The organism is Roseovarius atlanticus (genome assembly GCF_001441615.1).
GTDB classification, from domain to species: Bacteria; Pseudomonadota; Alphaproteobacteria; order Rhodobacterales; family Rhodobacteraceae; genus Roseovarius; species Roseovarius atlanticus.
The window spans coordinates 101927-122240 of record NZ_LAXJ01000018.1; the positions used below are offsets into that span (position 1 = coordinate 101927).

Here is a 20314-nt window from a genome sequence, read left to right on the forward strand (position 1 = left end):
CGCACCCGTCAATCAGCAGGAGCATTCCGTGCCGCCTCGTCCCATTTCACGCCTACTCCACATTCTCGCCGAGGAGACCGACGACCTCGCAGGCATCGCGCAGCGTCTGGATACCCTGATTCCCGAACTGGTCACCCATTTGCCCGAAAGCGCGACGGCCGACCTGCGTGACCTTCAGCGGGTCGATGCGCTCTGGCAGCATCTGCGCGACATCTCGCGCGTCCTGAAAACCGTGTCGACCTCGGTCGAGGCCGACGCCCGGCTCGATGTCACCCCGCTGCTCGCCCAGGTTCGCCTCGACTACTTCCGGCACCGGTTGCTGGACGATCCCGTGAAGCCCGATCTGGGGCGCGGCGACGGCCAGCCGATCTTGTTCTGAAACCACCGCGGCGCGCGAAGCGGCCGCATCCTCAAGGACCCTTCTCGATGCAACAAACGGCAACTGCCCCTGCAACCGACCATCCCGCGCGCACCGGAACCGAGGTCGACTTTCCGCCCGAGCAACTCTTGGCCTCCGCGACCGACACCCGCGGCGTCATCCACTATGCCAACCAGGAGTTCTGCGAAACCGCACGCATGTCCAAGGAATATCTCAGCGGTGCCCCGCACAAGGTCGTGCGCCATCCCGACATGCCCCGCGGCCTCTTTCACCTGATGTGGGAGCGGCTCCACGCCAAGCTTCCGGTCTGTACCTACGTCAAGAATTCCACCGCCGACGGCGGCTTCTACTGGGTGTTCGCGACGGTAACGCCGACGCGCGACGGCTATCTCTCGGTTCGGATCAAGCCGCGCTCGGAATTCTTCGCGCTGACCCGCGACATCTACAGTGCCATGCTGACTGAGGAGGCCCGCGGCCTGCCACCGGACAAAAGCGCGGAGTGGATGCTCGCACGCCTCGCCGAACTTGGATACCTCGATTTCGACGCCTTTAGCTACGCCGCACTCGATGCCGAGTTCGGGATCCGCGAAGATGTCGACACCGGCAGCGACTCCGATGTCGGCAAGATCGCCCGCCTGACCGAGTTGATGGACAAGTGCGATACCCTCGTTCAGGAGATCATCGGCATATTTCAAAAGGTCCGAGGGGAGCCGATCAATCTGCGCATCCTCTCGGGCCGGCTGGAAGGGGCCGGTGTCGCGATCGGCACCATTTCCAAGAACTACGAAACGATGTCGGCGGACATGTACCAGATGATCGAGCGGCTGCGCTGCGACGAGACCGGCTTGCTGGTGCGTATGCGCACCGCGCTCGGACGGGCGCAAAGCGCGTCGCAGATCGCCACCCTGATGGACCTGACCGTACGGCAATCCGCGGCCAAGCACGATGCCGCCGAACGCAACCTTGGAGGACGCGAGATCCTGCACGTCCAGTCCGAGTCGCTCTCCGAAATCAGCCGAAGCACGGTGTCCGAGGTCGCTAACATGGGCAAGCTCGTCCCCGATATCTGCCGCCAGCTGCGCCGCCGGATCAACGGTCTCGATCTCGTCAAGCTTCTCTGCCGGGTCGAAAGTGGCCGGATGAGCGACGTCGATAGCGGCCTTGTCGGCATCATTCGCCGCCTGGAGGAAGCGCACCACCAGACCGACCGGCATCTGGCAGCCCTCTCAGCCACCGCATTTCAGATCGACGCCACCTCGAAATCGCTCTGAGCCTGCGCAGTTCAGAGGATCTTAAATCTTATCGCCGATGATGCGGCGTACCTTGATTGACTGTATCCAACCACCGGAGGCATCCATGAAACACACGCTCACCACACTTGCCGCGACGGTATTCGCCGTCACCGGCGCTCAGGCCGCCAGCGAATATGACGGCGCATTGACCGATTTGGCCAACGGCACGATCGCCGCCTGGACCACCGATCCCTTAGTCTTGGACGCCATACGGTCTCAGAACGCCTCGACCGCTGGACTGACCGAGCATGAGATCATCGCGCTCGACGCCACCTGGCGGCAACAGACCGTCGCGGGCGGTGACCTGATCGACTCGGTGCTGTCGAACGAGCTTTCGAGCCACCTCAAGGACATCCACATGCAGGGCGCAGGGCGTTATACCGAGATCTTCGTCACCGACATCCGCGGCCTCAACGTCGGCCAAAGCAGCGTCACGTCCGACTACTGGCAAGGCGACGAGGACAAGTGGCAGGTGCCGCACGAGACCTCCGGCATCCATATCGGCGACGTCGAGTTCGACGAATCCGCCCAAACCTACCAAAGCCAGGTCAGCGTTCCGATCATGGATGACGGCAGCTTCGTCGGCGTGATTACCGTCGGCGTCAACATCGAGATGCTTGCCTCCGCAAACTGACCCTTTCACCTAACGGGAGCCCGTGATGACCACGACCACAGCACACCCGGACGCCGGTTTCGGCCGAGTCACCGCCACCCTTTCGGCGCTCAGCATTCGCTCGAAGCTCGCCGTCGCCGTCGCCTTGGGCTTCCTTCTTACCTTCGGGGTCTGCTTTGCCTTGCTCAGCAAGAACCTAAGTGCCATGACCCTCGAGAAACAGGCGGCGGACCAGGCGTTTCTGGCCGAGATGCTGTCGAAGCAAATGCGCGGGCCGATGCAATTCAAGGACGGCGCGCGCCTGGCGGAAATCTACTCGTCGGCCACCGAAACAGATGTCTCGCTCATCGCGATAGACATTCGGCACGCGTCCGGCGAACAACTGGCCACCCACAACGCGCGCGACATCCCGCCAAAGCTTCTGTCGCAGACGCTGAATCAGGTTATGGAAACCAAAACCCCGGCGCAGGCCCAGAGCGGAGAACTCAACATCATCGCCATCCCGGTCATGGCCAAGGACGGCGTGACACTCCTGGGGGCCGCCGGGTTTGCCTGGGACAACGGCCTTTTCCTGGCCGCTCAGAACGCGCATATCCTGCGTGTTCTGGGCATAAGCGCCCTTGTGGCCATCGGCGGGCTCATCGCGATCGTTCTTGCCATCTCGTATCTCGTGACCGGGCCGATCAAGGCGCTCAGCGGTGCCATGCAATCCGTGTCCAACCACGATTACACCACCAAGATTCCCGGCGCACATCGCGCTGACGAGATCGGCAGAATGGCGCAAGACCTGCAAGGATTCCGCGACACCCTCCAGCGGGATGAAACCGAGGCCCGCAAGCGGCAGGAGCATACGGCGCTGCGGCAAAGATTGCTGCAGAAGTTGGGCGAACGCATGTCGCGGCTCTCTTCCGGTCGGACAGATTGCAAGATCGACACCGCCGAGTTCAAGGGCCTCGATGCGGACCACCTCGAAATCTGCAACAACTTCAACGACGTCGTCTCGAACCTGCGCAACATGCTGTCCACCATCGTCTCCACCGCCGACAGCGTGCGCACCAGTTCGCAGGAAATCTCCGAGGTGGCAGAGGATCAGTCGAAACGCTCCGAGGCCCAGGCCGCGACCCTCGAGGAATCCGCCGCCGCCATCGAAGAGCTGAACACCAGCGTGCAGATGACCGCCACCCTGGCGTTGGACGCCAACGAGCGGATTGCCGACAACAAGAAGCGGGCCGCGGCCGGCGGCGCGGTTGTCGACCGCACGGTCAAGGCCATGCGCGACATCGAGGATTCCTCGCAGCAGATCACCGCGATCATCGGCGTGATCGACGACATCGCGTTCCAGACCAACCTACTGGCCCTGAATGCAGGCGTCGAGGCCGCGCGTGCCGGCGACTCAGGTCGCGGCTTTGCCGTGGTCGCCTCCGAAGTGCGCGCCCTGGCCCAGCGGGCCTCGGATTCCGCGAACGAGATCAAGGAACTGATCACGCGCTCCAGCGAGCATGTCACCGAGGGCAGCGAGCTTGCCAACCAGGCGGGTACGGCGCTCAGCGATATCATTGACGGCGTCAACCATGTCTCGGACCTGGTGTCGCGCATCGCCACAGGCTCCAGCGAACAGGCGACCAATCTGGCCGAAATCAAGGACAGCGTGACCGAACTCGACAAGGTGACCCAACAGAACGCGGCCGTGATCGAGGAATCCTCGGCCGCCAGCCGCAGCCTGAGCCATGAGGCACAGCGCATGTCCGAGATCCTGCGCCAGTTCAATCTCGACGAGCTGCGTGACGCGGGTTCCGACACCGCACGCCCACTGACGGCGGCACCGCTCAGAACCGGCTGGGAAGACGAGATCGCCCGGGCTGAAACGCGAGACGCCGCAGCGGACAAGCCGGACAGCGCGGTCAGCACAATCGCGCCCGCCTCCGGTTCCGTGGCGGTAAACGGCCAGGAAGATTGGCATGACTTCTGATCGATCTTCCGCCGTCACGCGGGGCCAGGAGGCAGGATGACGCATCTCGGCAACCGCCACGCGCCGCGGCCGGACGCGGCCGGTCCGACCGGCCAACCACCAGGTTCCGTCGACGGGGCCGTCTTCATTCCGCTGTTCCAGGGTGAGACGCGGATCTCGGACCGGCGCGATGAAATCATGACGACGATCCTCGGCTCTTGTATCGCCACATGCATGTGGGACGCCGTGGCCGGCGTGGGTGGCATGAACCATTTTCTGCTGCCGGGCGGCACCAGCGACCGTGGCGACAACATGCGCTATGGCGTGAATGCCATGGAACTTCTGATCAACGGACTTCTGAAAAAGGGGGCCGACCGCAGGCGGCTTGAGGTCAAGCTTTTCGGCGGTGCCAAGATGTTCGAAGGCGGCGCCGAGATCGGGGCCAAGAATGCCAGTTTCGCCCAATGGTATGTCGAGAACGAAGGCTTCACCGTTACGGGCAGCTGTTTGGGCGGCACCCGCGGTCGCAAGATTCGGTTCTGGCCTGCGTCCGGCCGGGTCCAGCAATGCTTCATGAACACCATGACGGATCCGGCTGTGCCCGTCACCACGCGCCCCCCGCGTGACGACAACGCGGCGCAAGGTGATATTCAGCTGTTCTGATTTGCCGCGCTTCGGCCTGGCAATTTGTCTGCGGACGCGATCCAGGGTACCAGCCCACCGCCGGCCTTGACCGCGCCGATCGCCACCGCGCGCACACGGAAGCGATCGCACTAAAGCTTGGAAACACCATACATATCGTCAAAGAGGATCGCATCCGCATCGGTACGTGGTCTCTCGAAGAGGTCACCGAGGTCTCGCAACGGTCCTGAGCGTGCGCGTGCAATAGGGCTGACCAAGTAACCAAAAGTCGCCAGCCACGACGCGACCCGACCGACCGGAACGTGCTGAAACACAGCGAACACCGCGCTTGTCACCGGCAAACGCGCAGGTGTGGCAAGCTTATCCGGGGACTCGCCCGCGCGCTTTTGCCCCCATGGCCCGGTTTATCGGCCGGTCACGACGCCCGTGGCAACGGGGCCGCATCCTGTGCCGCCATCCCCATCCTGGCATGCGGCACAGGCCCGGCCGTGGCCGTCCTGAACATGGACATCTGCACCGACAATTCCCGCGCGTCCGACGCCAACACCTTGCTGACCGCCGTTGATTGCTCGACCATCGCCGCGTTCTGCTGGGTCACGGTATCGAGCTGCCCAACCGCGCTGTTGATTTCCGACAACGACACGGCCTGTTCCGACGCGCCATCGGTGATCTTGTTGATATGCGCATAGATACCGGCCACGCCGGACACGATCTTCTTCAGCTCCACGCCCGCCTGGTGCACCAGGTCCACCCCGGACGAGACGTGCTGCGAGCTGTCAGTGATCAACGTCTTGATCTCGTCCGCCGCCTCGGCCGAGCGCTGCGCCAACAGGCGGATCTCGGAGGCCACAACCGCAAAGCCGCGTCCCGCGTCACCCGCCCTGGCCGCCTCGACCCCGGCATTCAGCGCCAGCAGGTTGGTCTGAAAGGCGATATCGTCGATCACGCCGATGATCTGTGAGATCTGGTTCGAAGACTTCTCGATGTTGGCCATCGCGTTCACCGCATTCTCGACGACCTTGCCACTGTGCTCGGCGGTCACGCGGGCGGAACTGGCCGACCTTTCGACCTCCTTGGCGCCTTCTGCCGCGGATTCCGCGGTGGCTGTCAGGTCCTTGATCGCTGCCGCCGTCTCTTCCAGGGTCGCGGCCTGGTTTTCGGTCCGGTTCGACATCTCGATCGATGCTTCGCCGACCTCGCTGGCGGTACGCTCGACGGTCCCCGCCACCTCTTTGGCCGAGATGATCGCCGAAGACAGCCGTGATGTGGCCGCATTGAACGCATCGCCCAACCGGTCGATATCCGCCACGCCACACGGCGCGACCTGGTGTTCCAGATTGCCTTCGCTCAGGGCGTTGAGCGCCTCCGCGATGCGTTCGATCCCGCGACGCCGCGCCGTGACGTCGGTGGCGACCTTGATCACCTTCCCGACAGTTCCATCGGAGTTTATGACGGGGGCATAGGTCGCGCTGATCCAGACGATCTCGCCCGTTTTGGCGACGCGCGGAAACTGGTCGGTGAAGAATTCGCCCTCGGCCAGCGCCGTCCAGAAGGCACGGTACTCTTCGCTTTGCGCATAGTTCGGCGTCACGAACATGGCGTGGTGCTGCCCGGCGATCTCGTCAAGAGAATAGCCCAACACGTTCAGGAAATTCTCGTTCGCCCTCAGGATCGTACCGTCAGGTGTGAACTCGATCACCGCCTGGGTGCGGTCGATCACCGATACCAGCCCTTGCGCGAACTCAACATCGCCGCGCGCTTTTGTATCTTGCTTCCCCTTCCCGAACATCGGCACTCCTTCAAAGACAGCGTTCCGCGCACCCTAGCCGCCAGGGATTAACAAACTGCTGCCTTTGATCCGGCCCAATGGCGCAAGTCTTATGCAGCCTGTTCGAAGCACCTCGTCTTCGATCTCGCCGGCGCGCGCCGGCCGGGCCGGTAACAGTGCCGCTAAGAGGCCCGGCACAGGCGCCGCACCTCATCGCGCGCCGCGAGTCGATCAGAAAGCGAGGTTAGCCGTCAGGCTGACCGAGCGGCCCGGTTCCGTCAACGCGATCACATTACCCAGCCCGACTCCGTCCGACGAGCGACTGGTGTAGGTCGCGTCAAAAATGTTGCGCACGTCCAGCCGCATCTGCAACCGGTCAAAGCTGCTCGGCGTGTAGGTCGCGTAAAGGTTGGCGACCTCATAGCCCGACAGGGGCACCGGCGTGTCGCGGTTCTTGAATGCGATTTCCGCCGTGCCGCCGAAGGTCCACTCGTCGGTGACATCGACAGCGCCCTCCAGGGCGATTGCCTTGCCAACGGGCCGGCCCAGGTAATACGCGGTCGAGCCGATCGTCGTGCTGTTCAGCTCGACATCGGCATCGGTATAGTTGGCCCGGACAAACCCGTTGGCCCACGTGTACCCGACCGACGCTTCCCACCCCTTCGAGGACAGGTCGGCAATCGCGCCCCGGTCGCCTCCTGTGGGCAGCACGGCGTTGATGTCGTTCACGTAGGTTTCGAAATACGCACCGCTCAGCTGCCACGCTCCCCGCTCATACCGCAGGCCGATCCGGCCCGCATCCGACCGCGACGTGGTGAACCCGGCATAGGTCCACGGCGCGCCGAAATTGATCAGCGCCGCCTCGCCCAGCTCGTACCCGCCCCAGCTGTGGGCATAGCCTGCGTTCAGGGTCAGCGCATCGGTGATCTTGTAGTCGACCGACCCATTGGCGCTGAAGCCGTCATCCTTGAAGGTCTGGCCGTTGGCGGCCTCGAACTCCTGCCAGTCGTAACGCGCGCCATAGGACACCGACACGCGCTCGCCGACATCCTGCCGCGCCTGCGCGAAAATCCCGATGTTCCAGTGATCCTCGCTTCCGGAACTGCCGAACGGGCCCGGACCACGGCCAAAGCCCGACGCGGACTCGTCGAAGAAATCGACACCCACCGACAGGTCCCCGCCGGCGATGGCAAAGCGGTTCTTGAACGTCCCGCTGAAGCTTTCGTTTGTGCCGAAGACACCCGACGCGTCGATCTCCTGTTCGTTATAGCTCAGCTGGAAGAACGGATCGAACCAGTCCGTGGCACTGTCCTTGGTATAGGTCAGCGTATAGGAGGTGCGCTTCGACAACGCCGGCACCAGCACGCTGGGTCGTCCGACGACGCCTGCAAAGTCGGGCCGGATGAAAATGATGCCGCCGGGCCCCGCCTGCCCGGCCCGCAGGCCTGTGTCCTCGGTCTGGGACGCCGCGAATTCCAGGCGGTGCCCCGTGGGCGAGGTATAGGCGAACTTGCCCAGGTAGCTGGTCAGATCCGCCTCCGAGCCGGGAACGGTCACGCCGCTGCCATCTTCGTAGCTGCCACTGTCCGACCGCGTGCCGCTGAGCAGGTATTCGAACCCGCCGCTGCGCCCAAACAGCGTCAGCCCGGCGCGCACCTGGTCCTCGTTCGTGCCAAACGTCAGCGTCGTCATGCCGCCGAAATTGTCGCCATCTTCCAGCAGGTCGGTGGCGTCCTTGGTCTCGTAGGCCAGCGACCCGGCCAGCGCGTTCGGTCCCGCATCCGCCGGCGCCAGCCCCTTGCTGACCTCGACCGATTTCAGCAGCGCAGGGTCGATCAGCACGTTTCCGGTATGGTGAAACGCCGACTTGTTCTGCCGCGCGCCATCGATGGTGACCGACAGCAGGCTTTCCTCGACGCCGTTGACGAAGACCTTGTTGGCAATCGCCGCCCCGCCGCTGGTGGTGACCGACGTTTCCCCGTCGAACACATCGCGGATGGATTGCGGATTGCGCTGTTCGATCTCTTCCTCCGAGATCTCGTCATTGCCCAGAAGCGCCTGCGCTTCCGGCGAGCCGATGCGGATCGTCCCGAGGAAAGTGGCGCCTTCGGCGTCCTGCGCCAGGGCGGCAGGCACGGGCAGAAAAGCGGTCGTGATCAGCAAAATGCCGAGGCGAGAGAGGTTCATGACTGTGTCCCATTTCAATCGTGTCGAAGCTGGGTACGTGCGGTCATGCTTCCCTGGCAGTGATGCGGCGACGTGTAAGGCTCTGCGCGCGAAGTGCAACACGATCCCGTGCAAGGCACTGGCCGGTCTGGCATTTTTGCATCAATATCGACGTGCCGAAGGCTCAGACCCTCACGAAGGTCCGCCCGCCGATCCTGTGGACAGCTGCGTCGGTTCCGAAAATGTGCTGCATCAGCCTGCCGTCCACCAGGGTGGCCGCATCCCCCTGCGGGCCAATTTTCCCGCCTTTCATGGTGACGATATGATCGGCATAGGCACAGGCATAGTTGATGTCGTGCAGCACGATCACCACCGTGCGCCCGTGCTCTCGCGCCAGCCTCTGCAACAGCGCCATCAGAGACCGCGACGCCGCGATATCCAGGTTGTTCAGCGGCTCGTCCAGCAGCATGTAATCCGTGTCCTGCGCGAATATCATCGCCAAGAGCGCTCGCTGCCGCTGCCCGCCCGACACCGTGTCCAACGTCCGCTGCGCCAGCGGGTCCAGGTCGAACAGGGTCAGCGCCTCGGCTACCTTTTCATGGTCGTGCTTGCCCCTTCGCCCCAGGTGATGCGGATAGCGCCCGAAGGCCACCAGTTCCGCGATTGTCAGCCGCGGCGCGATCTCGGAACTTTGCGGCAGGATCGCCAGCCGCCGCGCCAGCGTGTTCGACGCGCAGACGCCCACCTCCAGCTCGTCCACCATGATCCGCCCCGTGCGATGCCGCGCCAGCCGCGCGATCAGCGACAGCAGCGTGCTCTTGCCCGCTCCGTTCGGCCCGATCAGCGCGGTCACCTTGCCCTTCGGAATCTTCAACTCGATATCGTGCAGCACTGTGCTGCCGCCCAGATCGTGGCTCACGCCCGTCACGGAAATCATCGCTTCGATCCTTTCATAACCAGCACCAGGAACAGCACGCCGCCCGCAAGGTCGATCACCACGGTCAGCGGCGTTACCAGCCCGAACACGCGCTCCAGCAGGGCTTGTCCCCCGACCAGAGTCGTGCCCGAAATCAGCGCGGCCGAGACCAGCAGCACCGCGTGCCGTCCGGTCGGCGTCACCGCGTGGGCGATGCTGACCACCAGCAGCCCCAGGAACGCCGTCGGCCCGACCAGCGCGGTCGCCACCGACACCAGAACGCCGATCAGGACCAACACCTGCAACGTGCCGCGCCGCACGTTCTCGCCCAGGTTTATCGCCGCCTCGCGCCCCAGCGACAGCACGTCCAGCCGGTGCCGTATGGCCCATGCGCCGATCAGCGCCGCGCCGATGGTCACCGTCGCGATGGCTAAAAGGCCGGTCTCGATCTGGTGGAACCGGGCATAAGACGACACCTGCACCACGCTGAACTCGTTCGGGTCCAGCATCCGCACCAACAGTGTGCGCAGCGACCGGAACAGCACGGTCAGCACCAGCCCGGTCAAGATCATCCGCATCAGGTCGGGCCGCTCCTGCAACAACAACGTCCCGAACAACAGCAGCGACGCTCCGGTCATCAGCACCAGCGACACCACGAACTGCACCCACGAGGTTACGACAAGGTAATCGGTCATCCCGAAAACGAAGACGCCCATCGCCACGATCAGCACGAAAAGCTCGTCGAACCCCATGATCGACGGCGTCAGGATGCGGTTCTGCGTGATCGTCTGAAACAGAACCGTCGAGGTCGAAAGTGCCACCGCCACTAGGCACAGGGCCGCCAGCTTCGCGCCGCGAAACTCCAGCACGAAGCCCCAGTTGCCGCGCGCGCCGATGGTCATGTAGGCCACCGCCGACGCCACGAACAGCACCGCAAGAACAATCAGCCGCCTACGGTGCATGGCGCGCCGGACGGTAAAGCAGCCAGATGAACACAACCGCGCCCACCACACCCAGCACCGTGGCCGAGGGCATCTCGAACGGATAGCGCAGCACACGGGCCACGATATCCGCCACCAGCACCAGCCCCGCGCCCATCATCGCGATCACCGGCAACGTGCGGCGCAGGTTGTCGCCCATCATGCGCGACACGATGTTGGGCACGATCAGCCCGACAAAGGGGATGATCCCCACGCTCACCACGGTCAGCGCGCTGACCAGCGACACGGCCAGAAGCCCGAACAGCATCACCTGCCGGTAATTGAGCCCAAGGTTAATGCTGGCCGCGTGTCCCAGCCCCAGGATCGAGAACTGGTCGGCGGCCACGAAACACAACACCGCCGCGATGGCCGCCAGCCAGAGCGTCTCGTACCGGCCCTGCAACACGCCCGAGAATTCTCCGGTCACCCAGACGCCGATCATCTGCAACAGGTCGTTTTGATAGGCCACGAAGGTCACGCCGGCCCCGATCACCCCGCCATAGACCAGCCCCACGAGGGCCACCATGTAGGGCTGCGTCGGCGGCAGCCGCCGGGCGATGAGCAGGAAACCGGCGGTCGAGGCGAACGCCGTCGCCGACGCCATCGCGATCTTGGCAAACAGCGATGCCGTCGGCGCGAATAGCGTGACCAGCAGGATGCCCAGCGCCGCGCCTTCACCGCTGCCCACCGTCATCGGCTCGACGAAACGGTTGCGCATCAGCATCTGAAGAACCGTCCCCGCCACCGCCAGCGACGCCCCGGTGATCAGTACCGCGAACAGGCGCGGCGCGCGGCTCACCGCGATCAGTTGCAGCGCCTCAGGGTCCTGCAACAGCGCAGCCGGGCGCAGGTCGATCACGCCGATGAACAGCGACACGCCCGACAGCGCCAGCAGCGCCACTACCCCGAGGACAATCTTGCCCACAGCTCAGTTGCCGGAAAATGCGGCCAGCAACTGGTCCATGGTGGCATCGAGGGCCTGAACCCCGCCCGCCGCAATGTAGATCGGCGCGCTATCGAGGGTGATCAGCTTGCCATTGCGCCACGCTTTCGTCTCGCGCACCAGCACGTTGTCCAGCGTCGATGTCGCCGTCTCCACGTCGCCGATCGCGGCGCTGCGGTCGATCACCAGGATCACGTCGGGATCGACTTGCCGGATGAATTCGAAACTGATCGCCTCGCCATGGTCCGAGCCCGCCACTTCTTCGGCGGCCACCTCCAGCCCGAAGGCCGTGTGCAGCCAGCCGAACCGCCCCGCCGGGCCATAGGCCGACACCTTTGGCCCGTTCGTCATCACGATCAGCGTCCGTCCCGCGCCCGAGGCAGCCTCGGTCACCTCGGCCTGCTTGCGCATCAACGCGTCGGCCAGCGCCGCCGCCTCTTCCTGCCTGCCGAAAATCGCGCCATAGGCTTCCAGCCGCTTCAGCCCCGTCGCCAGCGTGTCCTCATGGATCGTCATATCGATCGTCGGCGCGATGCGGGCCAGATCGGGCACCTGGTCATGGCTGCGTCCACCGGCAATGATCAGGTCCGGCTGCAACGCATACACCGCCTCCATGTCCGGCTCGAACAGCGTACCGATCCGCGCCGCCCCCTCCGCCGCGTCCTCCAGGTAGTCCAGGTAGAAGTTGGAAATCGTACCATCCACCTCGACGCCCAGCGCCTCCAGCGTATCGAGCGCGGCCATGTCGTAGACGGCGACGGTTTCGGGGGTCTGCGCAACGGTCTCAGCGCCGCGAAACGTCTCGACGGTCACATCCTGCGCACCGACCGGCCCTGCCGCAAGGCAAAGCGCAAAAGCGAATTTTCGAAGCATGTCTTCCCTCTGTCTTGAAAAGCCTGCATGGCTGGGAAGTCTGGCTTTGCAGGCGCTGTCGCGCTGTGCTTAACCGCGAGGGACAGAAGAGTCTACGCCCAACATATCACGAAAAGGAGGCGGCCATGCCCACCCTCATCGGACGCATCGAAACCGAGCACGGCGCAAAATACCTTACCCAGCTTTGCAAGCACTTCGCCCACAAGATCGACGCCACCTGGGACGGCAACCACGGCCGGGCCGATTTCGTCTTCGGTCCCGCGATCATGGAGGCCGACCCGAAAGGCCTCACCATCCACTTCGACGTGGACAAGGACGAAAACGTGCCCGCTGCCAAGAGCGTGATCGACAACCACCTCGTGACCTTCGCCCACCGCGAAAAGATCGAGGACATGGAATGGGCCACGATCCCAATGCCGACGCAGAACATTGCGGTGCAGCAGCCCCAGCGCGGAATCAGGCCGCAGGCCCCGCGCCATCGACGGGACGACCCCACGGCCTGTCAATGGCGCTTGAGGCTATAGATCACAATCGTCCGCAAAGGCATCCAATCAGACCTTCGCCCATGGGTGACCGCGACCCTTACGGTCGCGATCATCAAAGCGCCTTGCACGGACCCCGCCCACACGGGCAGAACCACGCTCAGAACCGCAGCGTGGCCCGCAGGTTGAAGGACCGGCCCGGTTCCCGCAACGGCGTCACAGTCGCGAATTCCTGGCCATAGGTCGCCCGCTCGGTATAGGTCTCGTCGAAGATGTTGTCGATCTCGGCGCGCACCGTCAGGTTCTCCATCCGGCGCGGCGTGTACTCGGCAAAGGCATTGACCACCTCGAACCCGTCGATCTCGCCACCCGGCGCGCCCGCCGCCGATGTGTCGAACACGATCTGCGCATCCGCCCCCAGCGTCAGGCCCAGCCGATCCCAGGTGTTGGCCACCTCGAACACCAGGTTGTCGCCCAGGGGCGTGGTCAGGTAGCGTCCGATATAGCTATCGGCAGGGCCGCCGTTGACCTTGGTGTCGATATCGGCATAGGCGATCCGCGCAAAGCCGGTCGTCCACGTGTAGGCCGCGCCGATCTCGTACCCTTCGGTGTCGAGGTCGGACACCTGCCCCGGCCCGCCATTGAAAAGGCCCGTGGCCGGGTCCAGCAAGGTGCGCGCGTTGTCGATATCGGTCTTGAACAGCTTGGCATTGAAGTCCCAGTTGCCGACCCGGTAATTGGCGCCAAGGTAATAGTTCTCGGACGTTACCGGCTCGATCGACGCCGGATAGGTCCAGGCGGTGTCGAACAGAAAGCTTTCCGCCAGCGCGATACCGCCCCACACGCGCGACGCCCCAGCACTGACCGTGATCGCATCGGTGACGTCGAAATCCCCGGCGATATTCGCCGACAGCCCGTCATTTTCATAACGCGTGCCGTCGACGCCCTCGAACTCCTGGAAATCATAGCGCGCGCCTGTCGACAGCCGGATCCGCTCGGTGATATCCAGCTCCGCCTGCACGAACAGACCGATATTCGTGGCCTGTTCCTCGGCAAAGAACACCGCCGTGCCCTCGCCGTTGATATCCGCCACGTCGCTGTAGAAATCGAGACCCGCGTTGACGGTGCCGTTCGCCACCTGGAACTCGTTCTGGATCTTGCCCGTGAAACTCGTGGTCTTGCCGGAATAGGCGTCCGTCGCGCCCGGCATCGGCCCGGTGTAAAGGTCGGTCGAGTTATAGGCGATCTGCACCGACGGGTTCCAAATCTCTGTGGTGTTCCCGAACCGGTAGGACAGCACCAGGTTCTGGCGCTCCAGCGTGTATGTCCTTGTGTCCAGCACGCCGCGCAATCCCGCGAAATCCGCCCGCAGGGGCCGCTGCGCATCGTCGCGCACGATCTCGTAGCCCAGTTCCAGCCGTCCGCCATTGTCGGCATTGAACGCCACCTTGGCCAGGCCACTGGTCAGCCCCGTGCCCGACCCGGTGATTTCCCCGCCGGAGCCGTCCTCGCGAACACCCCCGTCGGCATATTTCCCAAAGGCGAGGTATTCGAACCGCCCCGACACGCCGAAAAGCGCCAGGCTGTTGGTAAAGACATCGCCATTGCTCTGGTACTCCGTGATGAAGCGCCCGCCAAACGTGCGCCCCTCTTCCAACAGGTCGCCCACATCCTTCGTCTCGAACGCAATCGCGCCGGCCATCGCCCCCGGCCCCGCATCCGCCGGCGCCACGCCGGGATCGACCCGCACCGCCTTCAGCAGTTCGGGGTCGATATAGGTCGTCGCACTGTGGTGAAAGATCCGGTTGTTCTGCCGCGCCCCGTCGATGGTGACGTTCAGGTTGTTCTCCTCGACCCCGTTCACATAGATCTTCTGCGAAATGGGCAGCGAGCTTCCCACCGACACCGACGGCTCGGATTTGAAGACCTCCTGCAGGTCCTTCGGCGTCGTGCGCGTCAGGTCCTCGTTGTCGATCCCGATAGAGGTGGTGGCATCCGACCCGATATAGATCGTGCCAAGAACGAACGGCTCGGGCGCTTGCGCGAACGCGCTTCCGGTGCCGATGATGAAAATAGCCGACGCATACGGCGTGACAGTGCGCATATCCATTCCCCAGTGAATTCCGATTTTTCTGGGTAGCGGATGAATGGCTGCCTATCGGGCACGCTTGTCACGCAGCGCACCGGATTGCAAGCAAAACTGGCCGTGCCGCTCCTCCGTCGAGATACAGGCCAAGGGCCGAACGCCGCGTGAACCTCGTCGGATGCGCAACGTTCCACGAACGGCAGACGGTCTCGAAACAGCGGCTCACGCCTCCCAGTAATAGGCGAAATAGCCCTCCGACGGGTCCAGTCCCAGCAGGTGCCGGAACCGGTGCTTCGCCTTACGCACCAGGGCCTTCTCGGCCGCGACCCAGACAAAGCGGTCGGTCCCCTGCGGCACGGGCGCCATCGAAAGGTGATCCCAAAGCGCCTCGTTCCTGGCGCGCACGCACCAGCTCAGGGCGATCCCGTCGGGCCGGGGCACGTCGCAGATATCCGCATCGGTGCCCACTTCCACAATCGCATGTCCCCGCCGCCCGGGCGCCGACGCCTGCAGGATCCGGCGGATCGCCGGCAGCGCCGTTTCATCCCCGGCGATCAGGATGTCACCGCCCGGCGGAAACCCCCCGCTTCCCGGCCCACTGATCCCTACAACGTCGCCGGGCCGTGCCGCCCGCGCCCAGGACGTGGCCCGCCCACCCTCGTGTTCGAACACGTCAAACGCAAATCGGCCGCGTTCGGGATCGAGCGCGACAAACGTATAGGCCGCCCGGTGCAGCCTGTCGGCACCGTCGGGCATCACGGTCCGTCCGTTGGCGTCAAGCCGCGGCCACACAGGCGCACGCCCCTCCGGCGGCAGCAGCAACGAGAAATGCATTCCGCGTTCTTCCGACAGCCGCCTGGTATCGGCACAGTCCAGCGTGACGCGCAGGAAATTTGCGCCGACGCGGCGAATGCCGCGCACGGTTGCGGTGCAGAAATTCAGCGGCGGCCGGTTGCGCAGGATATCTCCCTGCCATCCCGCACCCAGGGCCAGATCCGGCGCGACATGCTCGAGGATATGGTGCAGGTAATCGCGGATATTCTGCAACGCGGTCGCATCGCCGGCCTCGATACGCGCCTCAAGCGCGGCATCGCCGACCTCCAGCGAAACCGTGGCCAGTGGCGGACGCACGATCAGGCCGCGGGCGGTCTCTTCCACCTCAAGTTCTGCATCGCGCGCATGGGCCGCGATGTGCGGGACAAGATCGTCCGGCATGGCACCCCGAAACGTGGCTGACGCGTGCACGGGTCCGCTCATGATGCAATAACCTCCGCCGCCCGGTCACGCGTTCCCGAATGACGGCCCAGGGGCAGCATCATCGGTTTGCCAGAGGTCGGATCAGGCATGATGCGGCACGCCACGCCAAAGACCTCTCTCACCATGGTCTCGGTCAAAACCGTCTCGGGCGCGCCCGCCGCATGAACCACGCCACCCCGCATCGCGACAAGCTGGTCGGCATAGCGGGCGGCAAGGTTCAGGTCGTGCAGGACCATGACGATCGTGGTGCCCCGCGCCCGGTTCAGATCGACCAGAAGGTCGAGGATGTCCACCTGGTGCGCTATATCCAGAAAGGTCGTCGGCTCGTCCAGCAACAGGATATCGGTCTCCTGCGCCAGCGCCATCGCGATCCAGACCCGTTGGCGCTGCCCCCCGGACAGCTGGTCGACCTCCCGGTCCGCAAGGTCGGTCGTGCGTGTCGCGTCAAGCGCGGCGGCCACGGCCCTGTCGTCGGCAACGGTCCAGCGCGACAGCAGGCCCTGGTGCGGATGGCGCCCGTGGCTGACCAGGTCCGCCACCGTGATCCCGTCCGGGGCCACCGGTGTCTGTGGCAAAAGACCCAATTGGCGGGCCAGCTCCCGCGTGGGCACATCGCGAACCGAGCGGCCGTCAAGAACCACCCGCCCCGCGCTCGGCCGCAACAGCCGCGCCATGCAGCGCAGCAATGTGGACTTGCCACAGGCATTGGCGCCCACAATCGCCGTGATGTCTCCGGGCGATACCGCAAGGTCCAGATCCGCCAGGATCCGGCGCGCGCCATAGCCGGCGTCCAGCGCATGAACGGTCAATGTGGCCATCAGTCTGCTCCGTTTCGGTGGGACCGGATGATCAGGTAAATCAGGTAAGGCGCGCCCAGGGCGCCGGTCACCACCCCCACCGGATAGCGCCCCGGCAAAAGATGCTGGCCCGCGTAATCGCCCAACAGCACCAGCAGCGCGCCGATCAGCGCCGCCGCCAGCAGCGGCGACCGCCCCGGTCCGGCGATACGCTTGGCAATGGGCCCGGACAGAAACGCGACAAAGGCGATCGGGCCCGACACCGCGGTGGCCACCGCGATCAGCCCGACCGCGGCCAGAACCGCTCCAAGCTTTGCCCACCCAAGCGGCACGCCCAGCGCCGCGGCGGCATCGTCGCCCAGCCGCAGCGCCTCCAGCGTGTCGCGACGCCAGATCAGCGGCCCGCCCAATAGAACCAGCGCCACGAAGACCGGCACCGCCTCGGCCAGCGTCGCGCCGTTGACGCTCCCGGTAAGCCAGCGCAGGGCATCCTGCAACGACCAGGCCGGCGCGCGCGACAGGACATAGGCGATCATGCTGTCCAGCATCGCGGACAGCCCGATCCCGATCAGGATCAGCCGCGCGCCCGAAACGCCGTCGCGCCACGCCAGCCCGTAGATCAGCAGCGCCACCAATATCCCCGCCAGCACGGCCGCGACCGACACCGCCATCCCGCTCCAGCCCAGAATGACGATGGCGAACACGGCCGCCGCGCTGGCCCCGGCGCTGATCCCGATGATGTCGGGGCTGGCCAGCGGATTGCGCAGCAAGGTCTGAAAGATCACCCCGCCCAGGCCAAAGCTCATGCCGGCCAGGATCGACAACACGGCCCGGGGAAGGCGCAGTTCCAGAACGCTGAAACCGGCGCCCGGCACGTCCTGCCCGGCAAGCACGCGCAGAACGTCCCCCGGCGGGGTCATGGTGGGCCCGGTCATCAGCGTCAGCCCCACACCTGCGGCCACCAGGCTCAGCAAAAGGGTGACCAGCCGCAGCCGTGCCTTTTGCCGCGACCGTCGCAGCCCCGCCAGCCCGGCGGTCGCATCGGTATGCACGCTCAGGCTCACAGGTCACGCACCCGGCGTTTGCGCACGATCCAGATAAAGAAAGGCGCACCGACAAAGGCCGTGACGATGCCGACATCCATCTCCGACGGACGCGCGACAACGCGTCCGATCACGTCCGCGCCGATCAGCAGGATCGCGCCCGTCAGGGCCGAGAACGGCAACAGCCAACGATGGTCCACGCCCACCAGCAAGCGGCAGACATGCGGCACGACAAGCCCGACAAATCCGATCGGTCCGCAGATCGCCGTGGTCGCGCCACACAACAGCACCGCGCCCAGCGCTGCCGCCACCCGCGCCCAGACGACATGCGCCCCCAGCCCCGCCGCCGCGTCGTCGCCCAGCGCCAGCAGGTTCAGGCTGCGCGCCGACAGCAGGCACAGGACCAGCCCGGCCAGCAGAAAGGGCAAACAGGGCACGATGGCGTCGAAACTGGCGCCGCCGATGCCGCCCACCTGCCAGGCGCGCACGCCGCCCGCGATATCGTTGCGCGGCAGGATGATCGCGACGGTGAAGGACGACGCGGCGATGGCCGTCGCGGCCCCGGCAAGGGCCAGCTTCAACGGGGTCGCGCCGCCGCGCCCCAAAGACCCGATCGCATAGACGAAACAGGCGGCCAGTCCGGCGCCGAAAATGGCGGTCCAAAGAAACGCATCAAGGGTCTGCATACCGAACCACGCAATGCCGATGACCACCGCCATGGCGGCGCCTGCATTCACCCCCAGGATGCCGGGGTCGGCCAGCGGATTGCGAGTGACACCCTGCATCACCGCGCCCGCAAGGCCCAGCGCCGCACCCGCCAGCACCGCCAGTACCGTGCGCGGCACGCGCACCGCAACCACCGCCCGGGCCATCGTGTCGGTGGACCCCGACACACCTGCTGCAATGTCCGCCCACGCAACCTCGCGCGTGCCCAGGCTGACCGAAACCAGGCAGGCCAGAGCCAGCACCGCCAGCACCACCCCCAGCCAGACCAGACGGCGCCCCCGGGAGCGCCGCAAGGCGACAAAGCCCGCCCCTGTCGCGGTGGCGCCGGTCATTCCGCCTTGCGCGCCGCATCCGCCAGTCGCGCGACATAGTCCTTCAGGACATAGGGAATGGACAGCGGCGTCGGATTGGCGGCCGTACCCACCGGATCGTTGCCCAACAGAACGACAGCGCCGCGTTCGACCGTCTTCATCCGCGAGGTCAGCAGGTTGTCCTGAACGCGCTCCAGCAGCGCCGGCCCCCCATAGGTCACCACGATGTCCACATCCTCGAACGCATCTATCTTCTCGGCGCTGATTTCACCGGCATAGCGACCGGGCTCGGTGGCCTCGCGCACCGCCTGCGGCAAGCCCAGACCAAGGTCTTCCAGAAACCGCACGCGCGGGTCATTCGCCGAGTAGAAACGGATCACGCTCAGGTCGCGGATATCCAGATGCGTCACGAACATCGCCGTCTTGCCCGCGATCTCGGGATTCCGGGCGGCCACGTCCGAAATCTCCGCTTCGATCTCCGCCACCAGCGCGTCGCCCTCCGCGCCCAGCCCCAGTCCGGCCGCATTCAGCCGGATCATCTCGCGCCAGCCGGTCGACCACGGTGCGTCGGTATAGGCGATCACCGGGGCGATACGGCTCAGGATGTCGTAATCGGATTGCGACAGACCGGAATACGCGGCCAGGATGATATCCGGCCGTGTCGCCGCAACGGCCTCAAAGTCGATCCCGTCGCCTTCGTCGAACAGTACGGGCGTGTCGGCGCCCAGTTCCGTCAACCTTTCCGCGACCCAAGGCAAAACCCCGTCCCCGTCATCGTCGCCGAAATTCGCCCGGGCGAACCCGACAGGCACGACCCCCAGCGCCAGCGGCACCTCGTGGTTGGCCCATGCGACCGTCGCCACCCGTTCCGGCCTGTCCGGCACGGTCGTTTCGCCGAACGCGTGCTCGATCGTGACCGGGAAATCCTGCGCGGCGGCGGGGGCCGCGGTGGCACACCCAAGCCAGACTGCGCAAAGCGCAAAAGCTGGTTTCAAGCTTGGCAACACTGGGCTTCGCGGCCTCCGAATGGTGTGACTATCCTTTACGTGTGCCCTTCGGCTAGTCGTTCCCGCGGCGCGGCGTCAAGCGGCA

18 protein-coding genes are annotated in these 20314 nt (G+C 65.0%); 6 read left to right on the plus strand and 12 right to left on the minus strand.

The genetic code is table 11. The features are described 5' to 3' along the window. Nucleotides 1–28 precede the first annotated feature (28 nt). The 5 genes from XM53_RS15360 (at nucleotide 29) to XM53_RS15380 (ending at nucleotide 4895) form a co-directional block, all read left to right on the plus strand. Nucleotides 29–379, plus strand: coding sequence for a hypothetical protein (locus XM53_RS15360; protein WP_057794869.1), 351 nt, complete (start codon nucleotides 29–31; stop codon nucleotides 377–379). Nucleotides 380–426: 47 nt separating this feature from the next. Beyond that, nucleotides 427–1650: a PAS domain-containing protein gene (locus XM53_RS15365; protein WP_057794871.1), complete on the plus strand. Its 1224-nt coding sequence runs from the start codon at nucleotides 427–429 to the stop codon at nucleotides 1648–1650. 85 nt (nucleotides 1651–1735) lie between these two features. Further along, nucleotides 1736–2305, plus strand: a complete 570-nt coding sequence (locus XM53_RS15370; RefSeq protein WP_057794873.1) for a PDC sensor domain-containing protein — start codon at nucleotides 1736–1738, stop codon at nucleotides 2303–2305. Between the two features lie 25 nt (nucleotides 2306–2330). Further along, the gene (locus XM53_RS15375) at nucleotides 2331–4253 is read left to right on the plus strand and encodes a methyl-accepting chemotaxis protein (RefSeq protein ID WP_057794875.1); all 1923 of its coding nucleotides are present in this window, start codon (nucleotides 2331–2333) and stop codon (nucleotides 4251–4253) included. 36 nt (nucleotides 4254–4289) lie between these two features. Continuing rightward, nucleotides 4290–4895 carry a chemotaxis protein CheD gene (locus XM53_RS15380; protein WP_057794876.1) on the plus strand — a complete coding sequence of 202 codons (606 nt, stop codon included), beginning with the start codon at nucleotides 4290–4292 and terminating at the stop codon, nucleotides 4893–4895. A 394-nt stretch (nucleotides 4896–5289) separates the two neighbouring features. On the opposite strand, the gene XM53_RS15385 is transcribed toward XM53_RS15380, so the two are convergent. The 6 genes from XM53_RS15385 to XM53_RS15410 all read right to left on the minus strand — a co-directional run bounded on the left by XM53_RS15385 (nucleotide 5290) and on the right by XM53_RS15410 (nucleotide 12520). Beyond that, a complete protein-coding gene (locus XM53_RS15385; protein WP_057794878.1) occupies nucleotides 5290–6663 on the minus strand; it encodes a methyl-accepting chemotaxis protein in 1374 nt (457 codons plus the stop codon). 210 nt (nucleotides 6664–6873) lie between these two features. Beyond that, complete coding sequence (locus XM53_RS15390) at nucleotides 6874–8829, minus strand: TonB-dependent receptor domain-containing protein (protein WP_057794880.1); 1956 nt, start codon at nucleotides 8827–8829, stop codon at nucleotides 6874–6876. Between the two features lie 163 nt (nucleotides 8830–8992). Continuing rightward, a complete protein-coding gene (locus XM53_RS15395; protein WP_057794882.1) occupies nucleotides 8993–9745 on the minus strand; it encodes an iron ABC transporter ATP-binding protein in 753 nt (250 codons plus the stop codon). Next, entirely contained in the window at nucleotides 9742–10686 is a 945-nt protein-coding gene (locus XM53_RS15400; protein ID WP_057794884.1) for an iron chelate uptake ABC transporter family permease subunit, read from the minus strand. The genes XM53_RS15395 and XM53_RS15400 overlap by 4 nt, the downstream gene beginning before the upstream one ends. Then, the gene (locus XM53_RS15405) at nucleotides 10676–11629 is read right to left on the minus strand and encodes an ABC transporter permease (RefSeq protein ID WP_057794886.1); all 954 of its coding nucleotides are present in this window, start codon (nucleotides 11627–11629) and stop codon (nucleotides 10676–10678) included. The genes XM53_RS15400 and XM53_RS15405 overlap by 11 nt, the downstream gene beginning before the upstream one ends. A 3-nt stretch (nucleotides 11630–11632) precedes the next feature. Further along, nucleotides 11633–12520: a siderophore ABC transporter substrate-binding protein gene (locus XM53_RS15410; protein WP_057794888.1), complete on the minus strand. Its 888-nt coding sequence runs from the start codon at nucleotides 12518–12520 to the stop codon at nucleotides 11633–11635. Between the two features lie 125 nt (nucleotides 12521–12645). Here XM53_RS15410 and XM53_RS15415 point away from each other — a divergent pair, with 125 nt between their 5' ends. Then, nucleotides 12646–13044: a DUF2218 domain-containing protein gene (locus XM53_RS15415; protein WP_082631046.1), complete on the plus strand. Its 399-nt coding sequence runs from the start codon at nucleotides 12646–12648 to the stop codon at nucleotides 13042–13044. Between the two features lie 118 nt (nucleotides 13045–13162). Here the strand turns inward: XM53_RS15415 and XM53_RS15420 are convergent, their stop codons facing one another. The 6 genes from XM53_RS15420 to XM53_RS15445 all read right to left on the minus strand — a co-directional run bounded on the left by XM53_RS15420 (nucleotide 13163) and on the right by XM53_RS15445 (nucleotide 20217). Beyond that, nucleotides 13163–15106, minus strand: a complete 1944-nt coding sequence (locus tag XM53_RS15420; protein WP_082631051.1) for a TonB-dependent receptor domain-containing protein — start codon at nucleotides 15104–15106, stop codon at nucleotides 13163–13165. A 204-nt stretch (nucleotides 15107–15310) separates the two neighbouring features. Beyond that, nucleotides 15311–16345, minus strand: a complete 1035-nt coding sequence (locus tag XM53_RS15425) for a siderophore-interacting protein (protein ID WP_082631047.1) — start codon at nucleotides 16343–16345, stop codon at nucleotides 15311–15313. Continuing rightward, on the minus strand, nucleotides 16342–17163 hold the full coding sequence (locus tag XM53_RS15430; protein WP_057794893.1) for an ABC transporter ATP-binding protein: 822 nt from the start codon (nucleotides 17161–17163) through the stop codon (nucleotides 16342–16344). The genes XM53_RS15425 and XM53_RS15430 overlap by 4 nt, the downstream gene beginning before the upstream one ends. Then, nucleotides 17163–18206: a FecCD family ABC transporter permease gene (locus tag XM53_RS15435; protein WP_082631048.1), complete on the minus strand. Its 1044-nt coding sequence runs from the start codon at nucleotides 18204–18206 to the stop codon at nucleotides 17163–17165. Before XM53_RS15435 ends, XM53_RS15430 begins: the two co-directional genes overlap by 1 nt. Next, the gene (locus XM53_RS15440) at nucleotides 18203–19243 is read right to left on the minus strand and encodes a FecCD family ABC transporter permease (protein ID WP_057794895.1); all 1041 of its coding nucleotides are present in this window, start codon (nucleotides 19241–19243) and stop codon (nucleotides 18203–18205) included. Before XM53_RS15440 ends, XM53_RS15435 begins: the two co-directional genes overlap by 4 nt. Then, on the minus strand, nucleotides 19240–20217 hold the full coding sequence (locus XM53_RS15445) for an iron-siderophore ABC transporter substrate-binding protein (RefSeq protein ID WP_057794958.1): 978 nt from the start codon (nucleotides 20215–20217) through the stop codon (nucleotides 19240–19242). Before XM53_RS15445 ends, XM53_RS15440 begins: the two co-directional genes overlap by 4 nt. Nucleotides 20218–20314: the final 97 nt, after the last annotated feature.